This is a genomic window from Isoptericola sp. Y581 (assembly GCF_059445475.1).
Map to the genome: position 1 here is coordinate 176,213 of NZ_JCAIUK010000009.1, position 19,695 is coordinate 195,907.

The following is a 19,695-nucleotide window of genomic DNA, read 5'->3' on the forward strand; positions in this document are numbered from 1 at the left end:
CCTGCCAGAGGAGAGAGTAACCAGGTTCGCGCCTGATGCACCACGGGGAGAACTACCCATCAGGCCTGATCAGACGGCCGTTGGCGCGCGTCTCGAAGGCCACGGTCAGCAGCAGCGCGACCCGGGGTTGCGGTCCTGCTCGGCGTAGTGCTCCCGCCAGAACTCGCGCTCGCCCATCGGCTCGCGGTCGGGGTGTGCGGAGCCCTCGTGCGCACAGTAGGTGCGGTAGGCGTCGTCGCCCATCACCTGCCGCACGTACCAGCGCAGGCTCCGACCCGCCGACGACGCCGCCCGGGTCAGCGCCCGGGCGACGTCGTGCACGACACCGACGCGGGTGTCAGCGGTTCCCGGCACGGGCGGCCTCCGTCAGGCCGGCGTCGGCCCACTGCTTCTCGATGCGCTTCTCGGCCGCCGTCGCGAACAGGCTCGCGGGGGCGAACCGCCGCGACGCGACCGGCGGGTCCTCGTGGTTCTCGCCACCGCCCGTGCGGAGCGCCTTGATCGTCACGACCAGCGACGCGAGGATCACGACGATCGACAGCACCACGAAGACGATCGACAGCGTGCCCTGCACGAACGTGTTGCGCACCACGGCCTCCATCGCGGCGACGTCGGGCGCGGTGCCGAACGACGTCTCCCCGGCGTCGAGCGCTGCCTGGAACGCGTTGTGCTGGGCCCAGTACCCGACGGCGGGGACGGGAGAGAAGATCTTCTCGAACGACGCCCAGATGGTGATGAGCGCCGTGAACGCCAACGGCAGCGCGACGATCCACAGCCACGCCCAGTAGCCGCGGCCCCGCTTGGCGACGATCGCGAGCACGACGGCGAGCGCGATGGCGGCCAGCAGCTGGTTCGCGATGCCGAACAGCGGGAAGAACGTGTTGATGCCGCCCAGCGGGTCGGTGACGCCGAGATAGAGGATGGTGCCCCACCCGGCCACCATGATCGCGGTGCACACCCAGACCCCTGGTCGCCAGCTCATGTCCTTGAACTTCGGGGCCAGGTTGCCGATCGTGTCCTGCAGCATGAAGCGGGCCACGCGGGTGCCGGCGTCCACCGCGGTGAGGATGAACAGCGCCTCGAACATGATGGCGAAGTGGTACCAGAAACCCATCATCGCGGTGCCGCCCACCAGCTGGTGCATGATGTGCGCCAGCCCGAGCGCCAGCGTCGGGGCGCCGCCCGTGCGGGACACGATCGATGGCTCGCCCACCTGGCTCGCCAGGGTGGTGAGCGTGTCCGGCGTGAGGTTCACCCCGGCGAGGCCGAGCGAGTTGACGAACGCGACAGCTCCCTCGACCGTGCCCATCGTCGCCGCCGCCGAGGAGTTCATCGCGAAGTAGACCCCGCGGTCGATCGAGATCGCGGCGACCAGCGCCATGATCGCGACGAACGACTCCATGAGCATGCCGCCGTACCCGATGAAGCGGGTCTGCCGCTCCTTCTCCACCAGCTTGGGCGTGGTACCGGACGCGATGAGGGCATGGAACCCGGACAGCGCCCCGCACGCGATCGTCACGAAGAGGAACGGCCACAGGTTGCCGGCCACCACCGGGCCGGTCTCGCTGCCCGCGAACTCGCTGACCGCAGGCACGGAGATCTCGGGGCGCACGATGACGACGGCGCCCGCGAGCACCAGGATTACGCCCACCTTCATGAACGTGGACAGGTAGTCGCGCGGGGCGAGCAGCAGCCACACGGGCAGGACGGCGGCGACGAAGCCGTAGACGATGACGCCGACGGCGATGGTGGTGCGGTCGAGGTGGAACAGCTCGGCACCCCAGGCCGTGTCGGCGACCCAGCCGCCGCCGACGATCGCGGCGAGCAGCAGCACGAAGCCGATGAGCGACACCTCGGTGATCTTGCCGGGCCGCAGGTAGCGCAGGTAGACGCCCATGAACAGCGCGATCGGGATCGTCATCGAGACGCTGAACACACCCCACGGGCTCTCGCCCAGGGCGTTGACCACCACGAGGGCGAGGATCGCCACGATGATGATCATGATGAGCAGGGACGCGACGATCGCGGCGACGCCGCCGATGCGGCCGAGCTCCTCGCGCGCCATCTGGCCGATGGTGCGGCCGCCGCGGCGCATGGAGAAGAACAGCACCAGGTAGTCCTGCACGGCGCCCGCGAGCACCACGCCGACGATGATCCAGATGGTGCCCGGCAGGTAGCCCATCTGGGCCGCCAGCACCGGGCCGACCAGCGGGCCGGCGCCCGCGATGGCGGCGAAGTGGTGGCCGAAGAGGACGCGGCGGTCGGTGGGGACGAAGTCCTTGCCGTCCTCGCGCGTCTCGGCGGGGGTGGCGCGCCGGTCGTCCGGCCGGGCGATGTACCGCTCGATCACCTTCGAGTAGAAGCGGTACCCGATGAGGTAGGTGCACACCGCGGCGAACACGAACCAGATCGCGTTGATCGTCTCTCCGCGGACCAGCGCGATCATGACCCATGCCACGCCGCCGAGCAGCGAGATCGCCGCCCAGAGCGCGACCTTCTGCCAGGTCCAGCGGGGGGTCCGCTCCTCGGCGGGGACGGAGGTCGGGGGGAGCGCGGGGTCGGGGACGATCTCGTCCGTCGCCGCGGCGGCTCCGGAATCTGCTGTCAAGGTGTGCCTCCATGGCGTCGCGTCGTTGCGGAGCCCGGCGGGTGCGGGTGTCCGACACAGGATAGGGATCCGGGGCGACGCACGTCACGAGCGCGCGCCGTCTGCTGTCCGTACCCGTTCATGGACCTGGACGGCCCAGGGGCACAGGGCGCGCGGCCGCCTCGCCGCGCCGTAGGGTGACGAGCATGGACACCGAAGAGCGCCTCGCCGTCTTCCTCGACTACGAGAACCTGGCGCTCGGCGCGAGGGACCACCTGGGCGGCATGCAGTTCGACTTCAAGCCGATCGCCGACGCGCTCGCCGTGCGCGGCCGCGTCGTGGTGCGGCGCGCGTACGCGGACTGGTCGTACTTCGACGAGGATCGGCGGATGCTGACCCGGCACCAGGTCGAGCTGATCGAGATGACGCAGCGGATGGGCGCGTCCCGCAAGAACGCCGCCGACATCAAGATGGTGGTCGACGCCATCGAGATGGCGTTCGAGCGCGAGTACATCACCACGTTCGTCATGTGCACCGGCGACTCCGACTTCTCTCCGCTGGTCCACAAGCTCCGCGAGCTGGACAAGCGCGTCATCGGCGTCGGCGTCGAGAACTCCACGTCCCGCCTGCTGCCGTCGGCGTGTGACGAGTTCCTCTTCTACGACCGGCTCGAGGGCGTCGACGTGCCCGACGAGTCCGAGTCGCCCGCGCCCAAGAAGTCGCGCGGCGGGGCGAAGGGGTCGGCGAGGTCGTCGTCCACGCGAGGCCGCACCAAGGCCCCTGCCCCGGTCGAGGCGCCCGCCGAGCCCGTCGCGCCCGCCGAGGAGGCCGCACCTGCGGCGTCCGCCCCGACGACGGCCGCCAAGGGCCGGCGCCGGAAGGCCGCGGCGCCCGCGGATGCTCCCGCCGTCGAGCCGGAGGTCGAGCCGAGCGTCGAGCCCGAGGTCGACGTCGAGCACGACGAGACCGCCGCGTCCGACGAGGACGCGCCGATGGAGGTCCGGGTGGCGCAGACCCTCGCCGACCTGCAGGCGTCGACCAGCGGCACGGTCACGGCGTCGATGCTCAAGCGCACGCTGGTGCGCAAGGACCCCACGTTCAGCGAGTCCGACTACGGCTTCCGCACGTTCGGCGAGTTCCTGCGCTTCCTGGCCGATCGCGGCTTCGTGGTGCTGTCGCCCGGGCCGTCGACCGGCGACCCCGAGGTGGCGCTGCCCGAGCAGCAGGACACCGCGGGTGCCTTCGGCCTGCTGCGCACCGTCGTCCAGGACGCGGGCGGCTCGGCGCCGCTGTCCGGGCTGAAGAACGAGGTGCGCAAGCGCCGGCCCGACTTCTCTGAGAAGGCGCTCGGCTATCGCGGCTTCCTGCAGTTTGCGAAGGGTGCCGCGGCCGCCGGCGCCGTCGCCCTCGCGTGGGACGACGACGCCGACGACTACCTGCTCACCGCGGGCTGAGCGGGCCGAGCGGGCCGAGCGGGCCGAGCGGGCCGAGGTCGCTCAGCGACCGACGAACGCGAGCAGCGCCGCGTTGACCTCGTCGGCGTGCGTCCACAGCAAGCCGTGGGGGGCGCCCTCGACCTCGACGTACTCGGCGTCCGGCACGGCCTGGTGGAAGCGCCGGCCCGAGGCGTCGATGGGCAGGATGTTGTCCTTCGTGCCGTGCAGGATCAGCGTCGGCTTGCCGGCCGCGCGCACGGCCTCGACGTCGGGCCGGAAGTCCTCGATCCAGGTGGGCACGACCGCGTAGGCGGCGACGGGCGCCGAGCCGACCGCCGTGTTCCAGTTGGCGCGCACGACCTCCTCGCTGATGCGCGTCCCGAGGTTCTCGTCCAGGTTGTAGAAGTCCTTGTAGAACTGCGTGAACCAGGCGTAGCGGTCCGAGCGGGCGGCGTCGACGATGCCGTCGAACACCGCCTGCGGCACGCCCTCGGGGTTGTCGTCGCGCTGCACGAGGAATGGCTCGAGCGACGCGAGGAAGGCGAGCTTCGCGACGCGCTCGTGGCCGTGGTTGCGCACGTACCGGGCGAGCTCTCCGGTGCCCATCGAGAAGCCGACGAGGATCACGTCGCGCAGGTCGAGCGTCGTGAGCACGGCGTCGAGGTCTTTGGCGAACGTGTCGTAGTCGTACCCGGAGCCGACCTTGCTCGACGCCCCGAAGCCGCGGCGGTCGTAGGTGACGACGCGGTACCCGGCGGCGAGGAGCTCGCGCGCCTGCAGCTCCCAGCTGTGCCCGTCGAGCGGATACCCGTGGACGAGGACGACCGGCTGACCGGAACCCTGGTCCTCGTAGTACAGCTCGATGTCCGTGCTGTTCTCCTGCCCGACGGTGATGTAACCCATGGTGGCTGTCCCTTCGCGGAGAAGGGGAGAACGGTCGTTCTCCCTGATGACCGTTACAGTAGAGAACGATGGTTCTCCGCGCAAGCGGAGCGGTCGACGAGAGGGGGAGCAGTGGTGGACGAGGACGCGGCGCGCGACGCGGTGGTGGCGGCCGCCGACCGCCTCTTCTACGCCCGGGGCGTGCAGTCGGTCGGTATGGACGCTGTGCGGAGCGAGGCAGGCATCTCGCTGAAGCGCATCTACTCGCTCTTCCAGTCCAAGGAGGACCTCGTCGTCGCGGTCCTCGCGCTGCGGACCCGCCAGTGGGCCGAGGGCGTGGGCCGGGCCATCGCCGCGGCAACCACGCCACGGGAGCGGGTCCTCGCCGTCTTCGACTTCCTCGACGCATGGTTCCGCGAGGACGGCTTCCGCGGCTGCGCGTTCATCAACTCCTTCGGCGAGCTGGGCGCGACGTCGCCGCGCATCGCCGACGCCGTGCGCGAGCACAAGGAGTCGTTCCGGGAGCACGTGCTCGGGCTCGTGCGCGAGGCCGGGCTGCCCGACGCCGTCGCGCTGCAGGTCGTCCTCCTGGCCGAGGGCGCGCAGACGACCGCCGCCATCACGCAGGATGCGGACGTCGCGCTCGCGGCGCGGCGCGCCGCCGAGGCGCTGCTCGACGCCGACGTGGCGTGACCGGGCGGACCGGGCCGGCTCTTCCGGTCACGATCCTCCGGTCGAGATCGCTTGCCCGAGGCACGCCCCCTTCCTAAGGTGACACGTGTGGGTCGACGAGGCCCCACCACGGTGCATTGCCGCGCCGAACCTCGCGTGGAGTGCATCGTCGTGTCTCGAAGGCGGCATGCCCGCCGGAATCGGAGGTTCGATGCTTCACGCTCGACAGCACTCCAGGCTCCGCACCACCCCCTGGCGCACCGCCCCCTGGCGCACCGCCCCCTGGCGCACCGCCCCCTGGCGCACCGCCGCAGCGGTCGGCCTCGCCGCGCTCGCCGCGTCGGTCGCGCTCCCCACGGCCGGGGCCGCGCAGCCCGAGGCCGAACCCGCCGCCGCGGCCGCCGCGCCGGGCGACGTGGTCTGGTCCGACGAGTTCGACGGCGCAGCGGGGGCGGCGCCCGACGGGAACCGATGGACGTACGACACCGGCGCGGGCGGCTGGGGCAACAACGAGCTCCAGAACTACACGACGTCCCGCGACAACTCCGCGCTCGACGGCGCGGGGAACCTCGTCATCACGGCCCGCCAGGAGGGCGACGGGTCGTACACCTCGGCGCGCATGACCACCCGGGGGAAGTACCAGCCGCAGTACGGCCGGGTCGAGGCGCGCATCCAGATCCCGCGCGGCCAGGGGATCTGGCCCGCGTTCTGGATGCTCGGCGGCAACCTCGGCAGCGTGCCGTGGCCGGACTCGGGCGAGATCGACATCATGGAGAACGTCGGGTTCGAGCCGCACCTGGTGCACGGGTCCCTGCACGGGCCGGGCTACTCCGGCGGCAACCCCTTGACCGGCACCTACCAGCACCCGCAGGGCTGGTCGTTCGCCGACACGTTCCACACGTTCGCCGTCGACTGGAAGCCGGGGCAGGTCTCCTGGTCCGTGGACGGGGTGACGTACCAGACGTACTCGGCGGCCGACACGGGCGGCAACCCGTGGGCCTTCGACCACGACTTCTACCTCCTCCTCAACGTCGCGGTGGGCGGGAACTGGCCCGGGAACCCCGACGCCACCACCCAGTTCCCGCAGCAGATGAAGGTGGACTACGTGCGCGTGTACGACAACGGCAGCAACGCCGCCGGCTGAGCGCTCCCCCTGCGCGGGCCGGCCGAGCCGCTCCGCACAGGGGGCACAATGGTGCGGTGACCTATCGGTTCCTGCGCCTCGTCCTGTCGCTTCTGGTGTACGTCTTGCTGCGCCCGAGCGTCACCGGGCTGCACAACATCCCGCGGCGCGGGCCCGTGATCCTGGCGAGCAACCACCTGTCGTTCATCGACTCGATCATCATCCCGCTCGTCGTGCCTCGGCACGTCACGTTCATCGCCAAGGCGGAGTACTGGACGGGCGGCGGGCTCAAGGGCCGCGTCTCCCGCTGGTTCTTCACCACGATGGGCCACGTCCCGGTGGACCGCGAGGACCCCCGCGGCGGGCAGCGCTCCCTCGACGAGGCGCTCCGGGTGCTGAAGCGGGGCGGCGCGTTCGGCATCTACCCCGAGGGCACGCGCTCGCGCGACGGCAAGCTGCACCCTGGGCACACCGGGGTGGCGTGGCTCGCGCTCGCCGGGTCGGCGCCCGTCGTGCCGGTCGCCCTGCGCGGCACCGACAAGGTGCAGCCCGTGGGCAAGCGACTGCCGCGCCCGACGCGGGGCATCCAGGTCAACTTCGGCGCCCCGATCGACCCGTCGCGACAGCTCACCACCGGGTCCCGCCCCGCGCAGGTGCGTCGTGAGCTCACCGACCACGTCATGGACTCCATCCACAAGATGAGCGGCCAGGAGCTCGCGGCGTGACCGACCCCGCGCCCTCGTCCCACCCGAAGGGCGAGGCGGTCCAGAACCTCTTCAACACGGTCCCGGCCTACTACGACCGGATGAACCGGATCATGACGCTCGGGCGGCACCAGGCCTGGTGCCGCGACGTCGTCCGGCGGGCGCAGGTTCCCGCGGGCGGCTCCCTGCTCGACGTCGCGACCGGCACCGGCGTCATCGCCCTCGAGGCCGCGAGGCGGTACCCGGACGCCGCCGTCACCGGCGCCGACTTCGCCGAGGGCATGCTCGACGGCGCGCGGGCCAAGCCCGGCGCGGACGCCGTCACCTGGCAGCTCGCGGACGCGAACGCCCTGCCATTCGACGACGAGTCGTTCGACGCCGTCACGCACGGCTACCTGCTGCGCAACGTCGAGGACGCCGAGCGCGTTCTCGCCGAGCAGTTCCGCGTGCTCCGGCCGGGCGGCCGGGTCGTGGTGCTCGAGACCTGCCCGCCGCGCGGGCTGCTGCGCTACCCGGTGACGCTCGGCGTGAAGGTCGTGATCCCGCTGCTCGGCCAGCTCGTGGCGCGCGACCGCAAGTCCTACACGTACCTCGAGGAGTCCACCCTCGGGTTCAAGTCGCCCGAGGAGGTTGCCGCCATCCTGGGGCGGCTCGGCTTCACCGGGATCACCTGGGACCGCAGGTTCCTCGGCACCCACATGATCGTCACCGCGCAGAAGCCGTAGGGCTCACCCGGCCGGGGGAGGCGCGCCGCCGGGCCGCTTGGAAGACTGGCCGGCATGGCAGCGCGGACGGCGGTCGCGGACGGGGGCGGGGTACGGCACGCGCTGGGTCGCGCCGCGGCCCCGCTCGTCAGCGCGGCGACGGTGCGCGCGGGCGTGTACCTCGTCGTCGGGGGTGTCGTGGCCGGGGCGTACGTCGTCCTCGTGACCGGCTTCGTGCAGATGTACACGACGGCGGGCACGCCGGTCGTCGCCGTGAGCGTGCTGGCCGTGGTCACTGCGGCGATCGTCTGCTCGCCGCCCTTCCTCGCCCCGGTCCGCGCGCTCGAGATCGCCGCCGTGCGCACCTTCCTCGACGTCGACCCCCGCGACCTGCCCGACCCCGTCGGGGATCCCACGGTCGCGACGCGCTGGCGGGCGGCCGCGTGGTTCGCGCTGCACCTGGCCCTCGGGGCCGTGGTCACGCTGGGGCTGCTGGTCGCGGTGCCGGTCGCGACCCAGCTCGTGCTCTCCGTCTTCGGCATCGACCGCGCGTTCATGGTGCAGGTGGCCCCCACGCTCTCCCGGCACCCGGCCGCCTGGCTGGTGGTCGCAGTCGTCGCCCTGCTGGCGGTGCCCTATCTGGCCGTGGGCGCCCGGCGGCTGCTGCGGCAGGCCGCGGTGCCGCTGCTGGGCCCGGACCAGAGCGCGCGCATCGCCGAGCTCGAGGCGCGGGCGGACCGGCTCGCCGAGCGGGGCCGGCTCGCGCGCGAGCTCCACGACTCCGTGGGGCACGCGCTGACCATCACCACGCTGCAGGCGGCCGCCGCCGCGCGGCAGCTCGACACCGACCCGGACGCCGCCCGGCGCTCGCTCGCCGCCGTCGAGGAGACCGGCCGCGCCGCGATGGCGGACCTCGATCACGTGCTCGGCCTGCTGCGCGGTGCCGACGACCCACGACGCGACCCGCGACGCGAGCCGCCGCGCGTCCCGGCGCGCGCCCTCGCCGACCTGTCGGCGCTCGTCGACGACGCCCGCAGCGCCGGCGCCGACGTCCGCCTCGACCTGACGGGCGACGCGCGCGCCGCGCCCCTGCCCCGCGCGACCTCCCACGAGGTGTACCGCGTGGTGCAGGAGGCGCTCACCAACGCCGTGCGGCACGCCCCCGGCGCGCCGGTGACCGTCAGAGTGGCCGCCGACCTGTGGCGCGTGGTCGAGGTGGACGTGACCAACCCGCTCGAGCCCGTCGACACAGCGCCGCTGGTTGAGCCTGTCGACGCAGCGCCGCTGGTTGAGCCTGTCGGCACAGCGCCGCTGGTTGAGCCTGTCGGCACAGCGCCGCTGGTTGAGCCCGTCGGCACAGCGCCGCTGGTTGAGCCTGTCGAAACCCCGGCCCCGGCCGGCGGCCGCGGTCTGCCAGGCATGGCGGAACGCGTGCGGCTGCTGGGCGGGGAGCTCTCCGCCGGGCCGGACGGCGGTGTGTGGGTGGTGCGCGCCCGGTTCCCGTTGTGACGGCCGCGCCACCGGCGTCCCTGGACGTCGTCATCGGATGGCGGGAAGGCGACGCACAGGGACGCAGGTGGTGCGTGGCCCGGCCACTGGCGTCCCTGGACGTCGTCGTCGGACGACGGGAAGGTGACGCGCAGGGACGCAGGTCCCCGACCGGGACGCGTCGCATCGGTGATCGCGCGGGCGTCGGATGCGCGAGGATCGACGCGTGACGCTCCCCGAGCACGCCCCGGTACGCACCGTCCGTGTCGCGCTCGTCGACGACGAGCCGCTGGTGCGCGCGGGACTGCGCGTCATCCTCGAGGTCGAGCCGGACCTGGAGGTGGTGGGGGAGGCGGACGACGGTGCCGGGGTGCCGCAGCTCGTCGCTGACGCCCGCCCCGACGTCGTCCTCATGGACGTGCGCATGCCGCGCGTGAACGGGATCGCCGCCACGCAGGCGGTCGTCGCCCGCGACCGACCGGGCGCCCCCGCCCCTCGCGTGCTGGTCCTCACCACGTTCGAGAACGACGACCACGTGCTCGACGCCCTCCACGCGGGCGCCCAGGGCTTCCTGCTGAAGCGGGCGCGGCCCGAGGAGGTCGTGCAGGCGGTGCGGCTGGTGGCGCGCGGCGACTCCCTGCTGTTCCCCGACGCGGTGCGCAGGCTCGTGGCCGCCCACGGCCCCGACACGTCGGCGGGGGACGCGCTCCGCTCGGTCGGGCTCACCGAGCGCGAGGGGGAGGTGCTCCGGCTGGTGGCGTCGGGCATGTCGAACGCGGAGATCGCCGGAGACCTCTACCTCGGCGTCGAGACGGTGCGCACTCACGTGGGCAACGTGCTCGCCAAGCTGGGCGTGCGCGACCGCACGCAGGCTGTCGTCCGGGCCTACGAGTCGGGGTTCGTGCCGCTGCGGCGAGTTTGAGGCGGGGCGCGCCGAGCAGCGCGCCGATGGTGTGGGAGAGCCAGTCGTTGGTGAGGGCCACCCCGGAGCACCTGCGCCGCGACAGCGACGAGTCGGCGGCGGCGCAACCCCGCGCCCGTGCGGAATTCCGATGACCTTGGGGAGACCCGGGCATAGCCTCGGGCTCGTGGACGTCAGACGCAGCTGAACTACCCGACGTGCGACGGCACGCCGGGTGCTTCGTCATGCCTCTGATGCCTACCGAAAGCAGATTCCCGTGCCTGGTCGTCCTCGCGACGACAGGGCTGGAGCGCTCACCCTTGCGCTGTCCTCGGCCTCGATCGCCGGCGGACTCTTCCTCCCCCTGTCGCTCGTCTACCTCACCGTCCTCACCGACATCTCCCTCTCCGTGCTCGGGGCCGTCATCACGGCCTCGGGGCTCGTCGCCGTGCCCGTGCCGATCGTGGCCGGCCGGCTGGTCGACCGGGTCGGCCCGCGGCCGCTGGTCGTGGCGGCGCTGAGCCTGCAGGCCGCGGGCTACGTCGGCCTCGTCGTGGCCCGCGACCCGTTCGCGGTCTTCGCCGTCTCCATGGTCCTCGCCGTGGGCGGACGCCTGTTCTGGTCGTCGGTCTTTGCGCTCGTCGCGGAGCATGCCGAGGCGCACCCGGTGCGGCCGGTGGAGGCGTGGTTCGCGCGGATCAACACCGTGCGCACCGTGGGCATCGTGGCCGGCGGGCTGGTCGCCGGGCTCGTCGTCTCGCTCGATGCCATCAGCGCCTACCTGGCCCTGGCGTGGGCCGCCGCCGGCGGCTACTCGGCCGCAGCGTTGCTGGTGCTGACGGTCCGCTCGTCTCCGCGGTCGGCCGCCACGGATCAGCCCGTGAGCTCCCGCCTCCTGCTGCGCGACCGGCGGTTCCGCACGCTTCTGCTGACGAACACGGTCTTCGCGCTCTCGACCCTCTTCGCCGGGCTGACCCTCCCGACGCTCGTCCGGTCCGTGCTGCACGGACCGGGCTGGTTCACCGCCGCGCTTCTCGTCGCCAACGCCCTGCTGGTCGCCCTGCTGGGACACCGCGGCGGCCTGCTCGCGGCGCGACGCCCCGCGCCCGGCCTCCTGCGGGCGGCCGCCGCTCTGTGGTGCGTCGCCTTCCTCATCATGGCGCTGGCCGCGGCCGGATCCCTGCCCGCGGCGGGGCTCATGCTCCTGCTGTCGGTGGCGGTGCTCAGCGGTGCGGAGGTGCTGCACGCTCCGGCGTCGACCTCGCTGGTGGCCGCGATGGCCGGCCCGCACGCGCGCGGGACGTACCTGGCGGTCTTCCAGTACTCGTTCGTCGTCGCCGAGCTCGTCGGGCCCGTGCTGTTCACCGGCCTGTTCGGGCACGCGCACGCCCTGCCCTACCTCGTGCTCGCGGTCGCGAACGCCGCGACCCTCCCGATCCTGGTCGCCCTCCGCCCGGGCACGCGACCCTGACGGCAGGCCCGACGCCGGTCAGGGGCGGAGGGCGTCGGCGGTGTCGGCCCTTCGACAGGCTCAGGTCAGCGCAAGCTCGACCAGCAGGGCGTTCCCGTCCGCGCCGTGCACCAGCGGGACGTCGGCCGGCGGTGGCCGCCGCGCCGGGCGGGGGCGGGCGCGCTCCACCTGCCGGATGGCGATGGCCGCGACGCGGCCCGGCCAGCGCGCGGCCGCCCGCACGTACACGTCCTCGTCCTGCTGGCCGGCGTCGCCGAGCAGCAGCCAGCGCACCTGCGGCAGCGCCGTCATCAGCCGGTCCAGGCTCTCGCCCTTGTGTCGCGGGCCGCTGCGGAACCAGCCGGACTGGGTGGGCCCCCAGTCGGTGAGCAGCAGCGGCCCGGACGGAAACCCGTGCCTGTCGAGGAAGCCGGCCAGCGTGCCCGCGGTGTTCCACGCCCCGTTGGAGAGGTAGACGAACGGCGCGTCCGGGTGGTCCGCCGCGATCTTCCGGTACAGCTCCGGCATGCCCGGCACGGGCCGGCGGGCGCTCGGCCGGCTGATCAACGTGTTCCACGCCGCGACCAGGGGCTGCGGGACCGCGGTGACCATCGTCGTGTCGTCGATGTCGCTGACGACGCCGAACGTCGCGCCGTCCCCGACGACGACCACCGGCGCGACGACGGTCCGCCCCGACGACGGTCCGGTCGTCGAACCGGAGGTCGTGAGGGTCGCGTCGTGCCGGCCGGGCGGCAGAGGGCCGTCGTCGGGGAGCGGCACCTCGACGTCCACGTACCCGGCGCGGTCGGTCTCGAGGTCGGCCACGGCCCCGCCCACCGCGACGCGCACCGGCTCGCCGGGCGCGGGGAGGGTGAGGTAGCTCCACAGGCCGCGCCGGTCGCCGTCCTGTACCGCGGCACGACGACCGTCGGCGCGGGACGGCGGCACCAGCAGCACGCGGGCCAGCACCCGCACGCGCCGCGGGCTGCCGTACCCGGTGTACGTGATCACGCGCGGCACCCAGCCGCGCCGACGCAGCACCGCCCCCGCGGCGGTGCACCATCGGTCCTCGATCAGCGCCGCGAGGTGCGGTCGCTGGGTCGGACGTGCGGTGGTGAGCTGCGCCGCGGGGGCGGTCGGGTCGGACATGCCCCGATTGTTCCGCCTACTGCCCGCCCATGCCCGTCGTGGCCACGCCCTGCACGATGCGGCGCTGGAAGATCATGAACACCACGAGCAGCGGCAGCGCGGCGATCATCGCCGACGCCATGTTCTGCGCGTACTGGACGCCGTAGGCGTTCTTCACCGTGGACAGCCCCACCGGCAGCGTCATGAACTGCGGGTCGGTGGTGACGATGAACGGCCACAGGAAGTTGTTCCAGGCCCCGATGAACACGAAGATCGCGACGGCCACCAGGATCGACTTCGACAGCGGGAGCACGATCGTCCAGAACAGCCGCCACGTGCCCGCGCCGTCGATGCGGGCGGCGTCGAGCAGCTCGCGGGGGATGGCGTCGAAGAACCGCTTGAGGATGAACACCATGACCGGCGCCACGACCTGCGGCAGCACGATGCCCGCGAACGTGTCCACGAGGCCCATGGCCTGCATCTGCTTGAAGAGCGGCACGATGAGGATCTGGCCCGGCATCATGATCGACGCGAGGGTGAGCCACTGCAGCAGCCCGCGGCCCTTGAACAGGGTCTGCGAGAACGCGAAGGCCGCCATCGCGGAGATCAGCACCGTCAACGCCGTCACGAGGACGGCGACCACCAGGCTGTTCCACATCCAGGTCAGCAGCTCGCTGTTGCCGAGCACCTGCCGGTAGGCGTCGAGCGTCCACCCCTGGGCCGGCCACCACGACGCCGGCAGCGCGGCCTCGGCCTCGTGCTTGAAGCTCGTCACCGCACCCCAGAGGAGCGGAAGCAGCCACAGCCCGGCGAGCACGACGAGCGCCGCGAGCGCGCCGACCCGCACCCACGGTGAGGGGCCGATCGTCAGCTTGGTGAGGGCTCGGTTCTCGGCCTTGGCCTGCAGCGCGCCCGCCCGGCGGGCGGCGAACATCGTCGAGACGGACTCGGTCACGGCCACGTCAGGCCTCCTTCTTCGACGGCAGCAGCCGCACCAGCGTGAACACGAGGATCAGGGCGAAGAACACGTACGAGATGGCCGAGGCGTAGCCGAGCCGGTAGTTCGTGAAGCCCATGTCGTAGACGTACTCGAGGATGGGCCGGGTGCTGCCGTTCGGTCCGCCCTTGGTCAGCAGGTAGATCTGGTCGAACACCTTGAGCGAGGCGAGGAGCTGGAGCACGACGATCACCCCGGTGATGGTCTTCAGGTGGGGCATCGTGATGGAGAACAGCCGCCGCCACCCACCGGCACCGTCGATCGTGGCCGCCTCGTACTGCTGGGACGGGATCCCCTGCAGGGCGGCGAGGTAGAGCAGGAAGTTGAAGCCGACGGTCCACCACACGGTGACCATGGCGATCGAGAACATCGCCACGTTCTCGTCCGTGATCCAGCCGACGGGGCCGAGGCCGAGGTTCGCGAGCCAGGTGTCGAGCAGGCCGATGTCCGGCTGGAACAGCCAGCCGCTCAGCCCGGACACGACGGCGCTGGTCAGCAGGTACGGGGCGAAGAACGACATGCGCCACACCCACTGGCCGGGCAGAGCTGTGTGCACCAGCAGCGCCATGACGAGCGCCACGAGGATCAGGGGCACCGTGCTGAGGAGCGTGAACCAGACGGTGTGCCACAGCGTCTCCCACACCTGCGGGTCGCTGAAAGCCTCGGCGTAGTTGGCGAAGCCGATGAACTCGCTGCCGGTGCCCGTGAGGCTCTGGTTGGTGAAGCTCATCCACAGGCCGTAGACCGTGGGCCACACCAGGAAGAGCCCGGTCGCCACGGCGAACGGAGCGACGAACAGGTAGCCGGACCGGTCCCGCTCCCGCAGCGACCGGCGCTGCGTGTCACGCGACGACGCCTTGGCGGCGGACCGGGCAGGCAGCGCCCGCCCGGGGAGCGTGGTGACGTTCGAGACGGTCATCGTCGTCCTCTCGATCAGGCGGGGTTGGGCTGGGAGAGGAACCGGTCCATCTCGCTCAGCAGCCGGTCCACGGCGGTACGCGGGGTCGCGTTGCCGGACAGGGTGTCGGTCATGGAGTCGCCCATCCGCGTCTGGAAGTCGCTGCCGCCGCCCGTGAACCAGGCGTCGGGGTCGAAGACGGCGATCTCCGCCGCGGGCGCGTAGTCACGCTGCGGGGTGAGTTCCTGGTACTCCGGCTGCTCGACGATGGGCTGGTACGCGGGGATGTGCCCGGCGGACGCCCAGGTCATGCCCTCCTGGAGGAGGCCGGCGAGCACGCGGTAGGTGGCCTCGCGCTTGGCGGGGTCGGGGTGCGCCTGTTTGGGCAGCACGAACGAGTGCGAGTCGGCGTAGTTCGCCGGGGCGTCGAAGACCGCCGGGAACGGCGTGGCCCCGACGTCGGGGATGGCGTCGCGGAACATCGGCAGGTCCCACTCGCCGGCGAACATCATCCCGACGCGGTTCGACATGAAGCGGCCGGACGCGGCGTTGCCGTCCTGGTTCTTGGCGGCGACGATGCCGTCGACCATGGTCTGGAGGAACTCGAAGACCTCCTCGGCCGCCCGCTCGTCGAGCTGGGCGGACTTGCCCGGCGTGAGCTCGTAGCCCCCGCCGTTCTGGTTGTACAGGCCCCAGAACATGCGCCAGCAGCCGGCCGGATCACGCAGGTACCCCCAGCCGACGCCCGTCTCGCCCGTGACCTCGGCCATGGCGCGGGCCGCGTCGAGGAACGCGTCCGCCCCCGATGCGATGGCGAGCTTGCCGTCGGATCCGAGGAGCCCCGCGTCCCCGGCGACCGCTGGGTTGTGGAACGCGATGTACGGGTGGGTGTCCAGGGGCAGCGCGTACAGCTGGCCGTCGAACTGGGCCTTCTCCCACACTGCCGGGGCGAAGTGCTTCTGCTCGACCCCCAGCGCGGCGAGCGCGTCGAGGTCGAACGGCTCGAGGAGCCCGCCGGGCGCGTACCCGGCGAGCCGGGAGACGTGCATGACCGCGGCCTCGGGCGGGCGCCCGCCGGACGACGTCATCGCCAGCTTCGTGTAGTACGGCGCACCCCACTCGAGCGTCGTGGTGTCGAGGGCGATGTCCGGGTTGGCCGCCGCGACCGCGCCCGACATCTCCTGCATGAGCGCGCCGTCGCCGCCCGAGAAGAGGTCCCAGACCATCACCGACGTGCGGCCGTTGCCGGACGCGGCGGGCGTGGAGCAGCCGGACAGCGCGCCGCCGAGCGCGATGCCCCCGGCGCCGACGAGGGCTGCCTGGAGCAACCCCCTGCGGCTCATCCGCGGGACGTCGTCCGACGCGCCGTTCGTGCCGGACGGACGTGGGCCCCGGCCGGACGCGTGGCCCTGCCATGCTCCGGACGCCCCGGACCTGCGGTATTTGGTCTGCATCGACCCTCCATGAGTGCAACGTTGCGCTCCAACGTGGGACCACGATGGACTAGCGGTGACGGGCCGTCAAGAGGGCGGGAGCACGCGTGCGACGCCGCGCCACGGCGGGCGAGGAAAGGGCCGGTGGATGGCAGCACAGGACGGGCGGAGCGGGGAATCGGCGCCTCGCGCGACGGTGTCCCCGGGCACCAGGGGTCGCGGCACGGGCCGGGTCGGGATCAAGGACGTGGCGGCCGCCGTGGGGGTGTCCTGGAAGACGGTCTCGAACGTCGTCAACGGCACCGGGAGGGTCGGGGAGGAGACCCGGGCCAAGGTCGAGGCGATGATCGCCGAGCTCGGGTACCGCCCGAACCTCGCGGGCCGCCAGCTGCGCCGGGGGCGCACGAACACGCTGGCGCTCGCTGTCCCGTGGGCCCACTCGCCGTACTTCTCGCTGCTGGCGCACATCGTGATCGAGGTCGCCGGCGCCCGCGGCTACCGCGTGCTCATCGAGGAGACCCGCACCGACCGGGACGCCGAGCTCCAGGTGGCGCGCGGGTTCTCGGTCCAGGCGATCGACGGCATCATCTTCTCGCCCCTGGCGATCGGCCCGGCGGAGATCGCCGAGGTGCGCCGGGAGACCCCGATGGTGCTGCTCGGCGAGCGCGACGACCCAGGTCACGACCGTCGCTGGAGCACCGACCACGTGAGCATCGACAATGTCCGGGCCGCGCGGGAGGTGACCGAGCACCTGCTCACGACGGGCCGCCGACGGCTGGCGTTCGTCGGCGCGGAGCCCGTCGACGACCGCACGGGCGCCCTGCGGCTGCGGGGGTACCGCGAGGCGCACGCGGCGCAGGGGCTCGAGGTGGACCCGCGCTGGGTCGTGCCGGTGACGAACTTCTCGCGCCCGGCGGGGGTCGTGGCGGTCGAGTCGGCGCTGCCCCGGATCGACCAGGTGGACGGGCTCGTGTGTGTGAACGACGAGCTCGCGCTCGGCGCCCTCTACGCGCTGCGCCTCAACGGGGTGCGGGTGCCCGAGGACGTCGCGGTCACGGGGTGGGACAACACCGAGGACGGCCGGTACTCCAACCCGTCGCTGACCACCGTCGCACCGGACCTGCAGGCCATCGCCGAGACCGCCGTCGACCGAGTGATCGCGCAGGTCGACGGGCGCCTCGACGGCGAGGCCGGGGAGGCGGTCGACGTGGTCGTCGCCCACCGTCTCCTCGTGCGCGAGAGCAGCCGGCCGGCCGCGGCGACGGCCTGACCGCATGCCCAGGAGACCCCCGGTGGTTCAACGTTGCATACTTCTTGTCGGGAAGGTTGAATCATCCGCGGAACTGTCGTCCATGCAACGGAGCACCACGATGTCCGTCCTCGATCGCCTCGACCCCCCCTCCGCCCCCACCGGCGGCACCGTCCCCCGCCCGGAGTACCCGCGTCCCCAGGTGGTGCGCGACCGGTGGCTGAACCTCAACGGCTCCTGGGACTTCGAGATCGACCCCGGTGATTCCGGCCTGGAGCGCGGCCTGCGCGACCGGCCGCTCGCCGGCACCATCACCGTGCCGTTCGCCCCGGAGTCCGAGCTCTCCGGGGTGGAGAACACCGACTTCCTCGAGGCGGTCTGGTACCGCCGCGAGGTGACCGTCCCCGCCGACTGGTCCGCCGTCGGCGACGACGCGCACGTGCTGCTGCACTTCGGCGCCGTGGACCACGACACCACGGTGTGGGTGGACGGCACCGAGGTGGTGCGCCACCGCGGCGGCTTCACGCCGTTCACCGCCGACCTGTTCGGCGTCGCCGCCCCCGGCGACACGGTGACCGTCGTGGTCCGCGCCCGCGACCACCGGGGCATCCCGCAGGCGCGCGGCAAGCAGTCGGGCCAGTACGGCAACCACGACTGCCACTACACGCGCACCACCGGCATCTGGCAGACGGTGTGGATGGAGCCGGTGCCCGCCGCGAGCCTGCGCCGCCCGCGCATCACCCCCGACCTCGGCGGCCGCGCGCTCGACGTGCGCATCCCGCTCACGCAGAACCGCCGTGGCCACACCGTGACCGTGACGGTGAGCGACGCCGACGGCGTCGTCGCCACCGAGTCGACCCCCGCCGACCTCGACCTCGCGCCGTCGGTGCGCGTCGTGATCCCCACGGACCGGGTGCGCCCCTGGTCCACCCAGGACCCGCACCTGTACGGCGTCGAGGTCGAGCTGCGCGAAGCCGCCGGCGAGGTCGTCGACTCCGTGCGGTCGTACGCCGGCCTGCGCTCGGTCGCGATCGAGGGCAAGGCGATCCGGATCAACGGTGAGCCCGTCTTCCAGCGGCTGGTGCTCGACCAGGGCTACTGGCCCGAGTCGCTCATGACCGCCCCGAGCGACGCCGCGCTGCTGCGCGACATCGAGCTGTCCCTGCACGCCGGGTTCAACGGCGCCCGCCTGCACCAGAAGGTCTTCGAGGAGCGCTTCCTGTTCCACGCCGACCGGCTGGGCTACCTCGTGTGGGGCGAGTTCGGCGACTGGGGCTCCGGCGGCTTCGGCAGCTCGAAGGACCACCAGCAGCCCACGACGTCGTTCGTCGCCGAGTGGCTGGAGGCGCTCGAGCGCGACTTCTCGCACCCGTCGATCATCGGCTGGTGCCCGCTCAACGAGACGCACCAGGACCTGCATGACCGGATCACCCAGCTCGACGACGTCACGCGCAGCATGTTCCTCGCTACGAAGGTCGCGGACCCGACCCGGCCCGTGCTCGACGCCAGCGGGTACTCGCACCGGGTGCTCGAGACCGACGTGTGGGACTCGCACCACTACGAGCAGGACCCGGCGGCGTTCGCGAGCGACATGGCGGGCCTGGCGACCGACCAGCCGTGGGGCAACACGAACGACAACGGGCCCATCTCGTTGCCCTACCGCGGCCAGCCGTACTTCTGCAGCGAGTACGGCGGCATCTGGTGGAACCCCGAGGAGGCGGCGCGGGCCGCGGGCGACGACCGGACCGAGTCGTGGGGCTACGGTCAGCGCGTGGCCGACGAGGAGGAGTTCCACTCCCGCTTCGCCGGTCTCACGGACGCCCTGCTCGACGACCCGCTGATGTTCGGCTACTGCTACACGCAGCTCACCGACGTGTTCCAGGAGCAGAACGGCATCTACCGGTTCGACCGCAGCGAAAAGCTCGACGTCGACCGGGTGCGCGCGGTGCAGGTGCGCCCGGCCGCCTTCGAGAAGGACGCCGGCTGAGCAACGACCACCCCCGCCCGTCGGTCGAGCCGGTCGAGACCCAGCATGGTCTCGAC

General features: G+C 72.4%; 17 protein-coding genes. 10 read left to right on the forward strand and 7 right to left on the reverse strand.

Annotated features, from left to right (window positions below; genetic code table 11):
* Positions 1 to 105: 105 nt before the first annotated feature.
* Together AC1C2W_RS17610 and AC1C2W_RS17615 are read right to left on the reverse strand one after the other, a co-directional pair.
* Positions 106 to 354, reverse strand: a complete 249-nt coding sequence (locus AC1C2W_RS17610) for a YbdD/YjiX family protein (protein ID WP_495413842.1) — start codon at positions 352 to 354, stop codon at positions 106 to 108.
* Positions 338 to 2,569 (reverse strand): carbon starvation CstA family protein, encoded by a 2,232-nt coding sequence (locus AC1C2W_RS17615; protein WP_495413864.1) that lies wholly within the window; start codon positions 2,567 to 2,569, stop codon positions 338 to 340. The genes AC1C2W_RS17610 and AC1C2W_RS17615 overlap by 17 nt, the downstream gene beginning before the upstream one ends.
* 224 nt (positions 2,570 to 2,793) lie before the next feature.
* Here AC1C2W_RS17615 and AC1C2W_RS17620 point away from each other — a divergent pair, with 224 nt between their 5' ends.
* The gene (locus tag AC1C2W_RS17620; protein ID WP_495391284.1) at positions 2,794 to 4,041 is read left to right on the forward strand and encodes an NYN domain-containing protein; all 1,248 of its coding nucleotides are present in this window, start codon (positions 2,794 to 2,796) and stop codon (positions 4,039 to 4,041) included.
* A gap of 42 nt (positions 4,042 to 4,083) precedes the next feature.
* On the opposite strand, the gene AC1C2W_RS17625 is transcribed toward AC1C2W_RS17620, so the two are convergent.
* A complete protein-coding gene (locus tag AC1C2W_RS17625; protein WP_495391283.1) occupies positions 4,084 to 4,926 on the reverse strand; it encodes an alpha/beta fold hydrolase in 843 nt (280 codons plus the stop codon).
* 111 nt (positions 4,927 to 5,037) lie between these two features.
* Here AC1C2W_RS17625 and AC1C2W_RS17630 point away from each other — a divergent pair, with 111 nt between their 5' ends.
* The 7 genes from AC1C2W_RS17630 to AC1C2W_RS17660 all read left to right on the forward strand — a co-directional run bounded on the left by AC1C2W_RS17630 (position 5,038) and on the right by AC1C2W_RS17660 (position 11,968).
* Positions 5,038 to 5,598 carry a TetR/AcrR family transcriptional regulator gene (locus AC1C2W_RS17630; RefSeq protein WP_495391282.1) on the forward strand — a complete coding sequence of 187 codons (561 nt, stop codon included), beginning with the start codon at positions 5,038 to 5,040 and terminating at the stop codon, positions 5,596 to 5,598.
* A 190-nt stretch (positions 5,599 to 5,788) separates the two neighbouring features.
* On the forward strand, positions 5,789 to 6,721 hold the full coding sequence (locus AC1C2W_RS17635) for a glycoside hydrolase family 16 protein (protein ID WP_495413843.1): 933 nt from the start codon (positions 5,789 to 5,791) through the stop codon (positions 6,719 to 6,721).
* 56 nt (positions 6,722 to 6,777) lie between these two features.
* Positions 6,778 to 7,425: a lysophospholipid acyltransferase family protein gene (locus AC1C2W_RS17640; RefSeq protein WP_495391280.1), complete on the forward strand. Its 648-nt coding sequence runs from the start codon at positions 6,778 to 6,780 to the stop codon at positions 7,423 to 7,425.
* Positions 7,422 to 8,129 (forward strand): ubiquinone/menaquinone biosynthesis methyltransferase, encoded by a 708-nt coding sequence (locus AC1C2W_RS17645; RefSeq protein WP_495391279.1) that lies wholly within the window; start codon positions 7,422 to 7,424, stop codon positions 8,127 to 8,129. Before AC1C2W_RS17640 ends, AC1C2W_RS17645 begins: the two co-directional genes overlap by 4 nt.
* 54 nt (positions 8,130 to 8,183) lie before the next feature.
* A complete protein-coding gene (locus AC1C2W_RS17650; protein WP_495413844.1) occupies positions 8,184 to 9,617 on the forward strand; it encodes a sensor histidine kinase in 1,434 nt (477 codons plus the stop codon).
* Between the two features lie 205 nt (positions 9,618 to 9,822).
* A complete protein-coding gene (locus tag AC1C2W_RS17655; RefSeq protein ID WP_495413845.1) occupies positions 9,823 to 10,518 on the forward strand; it encodes a response regulator transcription factor in 696 nt (231 codons plus the stop codon).
* 256 nt (positions 10,519 to 10,774) lie between these two features.
* Entirely contained in the window at positions 10,775 to 11,968 is a 1,194-nt protein-coding gene (locus tag AC1C2W_RS17660) for an MFS transporter (RefSeq protein ID WP_495391276.1), read from the forward strand.
* 60 nt (positions 11,969 to 12,028) lie between these two features.
* Here the strand turns inward: AC1C2W_RS17660 and AC1C2W_RS17665 are convergent, their stop codons facing one another.
* Genes AC1C2W_RS17665 through AC1C2W_RS17680 form a run of 4 tightly spaced genes read right to left on the reverse strand, consistent with a single transcriptional unit; the run spans position 12,029 to position 16,313 of the window.
* Positions 12,029 to 13,096 (reverse strand): App1 family protein phosphatidate phosphatase, encoded by a 1,068-nt coding sequence (locus tag AC1C2W_RS17665; RefSeq protein ID WP_495413846.1) that lies wholly within the window; start codon positions 13,094 to 13,096, stop codon positions 12,029 to 12,031.
* A 16-nt stretch (positions 13,097 to 13,112) separates the two neighbouring features.
* Positions 13,113 to 14,009, reverse strand: a complete 897-nt coding sequence (locus AC1C2W_RS17670; protein ID WP_495391300.1) for a carbohydrate ABC transporter permease — start codon at positions 14,007 to 14,009, stop codon at positions 13,113 to 13,115.
* A gap of 28 nt (positions 14,010 to 14,037) precedes the next feature.
* A complete protein-coding gene (locus tag AC1C2W_RS17675) occupies positions 14,038 to 14,991 on the reverse strand; it encodes a carbohydrate ABC transporter permease (RefSeq protein WP_495391274.1) in 954 nt (317 codons plus the stop codon).
* 14 nt (positions 14,992 to 15,005) lie between these two features.
* The gene (locus AC1C2W_RS17680) at positions 15,006 to 16,313 is read right to left on the reverse strand and encodes an extracellular solute-binding protein (protein ID WP_495391273.1); all 1,308 of its coding nucleotides are present in this window, start codon (positions 16,311 to 16,313) and stop codon (positions 15,006 to 15,008) included.
* Between the two features lie 238 nt (positions 16,314 to 16,551).
* On the opposite strand from AC1C2W_RS17680, the gene AC1C2W_RS17685 reads away from it, so the two are divergent.
* Together AC1C2W_RS17685 and AC1C2W_RS17690 are read left to right on the forward strand one after the other, a co-directional pair.
* Entirely contained in the window at positions 16,552 to 17,673 is a 1,122-nt protein-coding gene (locus AC1C2W_RS17685) for a LacI family DNA-binding transcriptional regulator (protein WP_495413847.1), read from the forward strand.
* A 100-nt stretch (positions 17,674 to 17,773) separates the two neighbouring features.
* A complete protein-coding gene (locus AC1C2W_RS17690; protein ID WP_495391271.1) occupies positions 17,774 to 19,639 on the forward strand; it encodes a glycoside hydrolase family 2 protein in 1,866 nt (621 codons plus the stop codon).
* Positions 19,640 to 19,695: the final 56 nt, after the last annotated feature.

Coding starts and splice junctions, on each gene's coding strand:
- AC1C2W_RS17620 (WP_495391284.1), top strand. CDS start 2,794: ATGGACACCGAAGAGCGCCTCGCCGTCTTCCTCGACTACGAGAACCTG.
- AC1C2W_RS17625 (WP_495391283.1), bottom strand. CDS start 4,926: ATGGGTTACATCACCGTCGGGCAGGAGAACAGCACGGACATCGAGCTG.
- AC1C2W_RS17635 (WP_495413843.1), top strand. CDS start 5,789: ATGCTTCACGCTCGACAGCACTCCAGGCTCCGCACCACCCCCTGGCGC.
- AC1C2W_RS17650 (WP_495413844.1), top strand. CDS start 8,184: ATGGCAGCGCGGACGGCGGTCGCGGACGGGGGCGGGGTACGGCACGCG.
- AC1C2W_RS17665 (WP_495413846.1), bottom strand. CDS start 13,096: ATGTCCGACCCGACCGCCCCCGCGGCGCAGCTCACCACCGCACGTCCG.
- AC1C2W_RS17670 (WP_495391300.1), bottom strand. CDS start 14,009: ATGTTCGCCGCCCGCCGGGCGGGCGCGCTGCAGGCCAAGGCCGAGAAC.
- AC1C2W_RS17675 (WP_495391274.1), bottom strand. CDS start 14,991: ATGACCGTCTCGAACGTCACCACGCTCCCCGGGCGGGCGCTGCCTGCC.
- AC1C2W_RS17680 (WP_495391273.1), bottom strand. CDS start 16,313: ATGAGCCGCAGGGGGTTGCTCCAGGCAGCCCTCGTCGGCGCCGGGGGC.
- AC1C2W_RS17685 (WP_495413847.1), top strand. CDS start 16,552: ATGGCAGCACAGGACGGGCGGAGCGGGGAATCGGCGCCTCGCGCGACG.
- AC1C2W_RS17690 (WP_495391271.1), top strand. CDS start 17,774: ATGTCCGTCCTCGATCGCCTCGACCCCCCCTCCGCCCCCACCGGCGGC.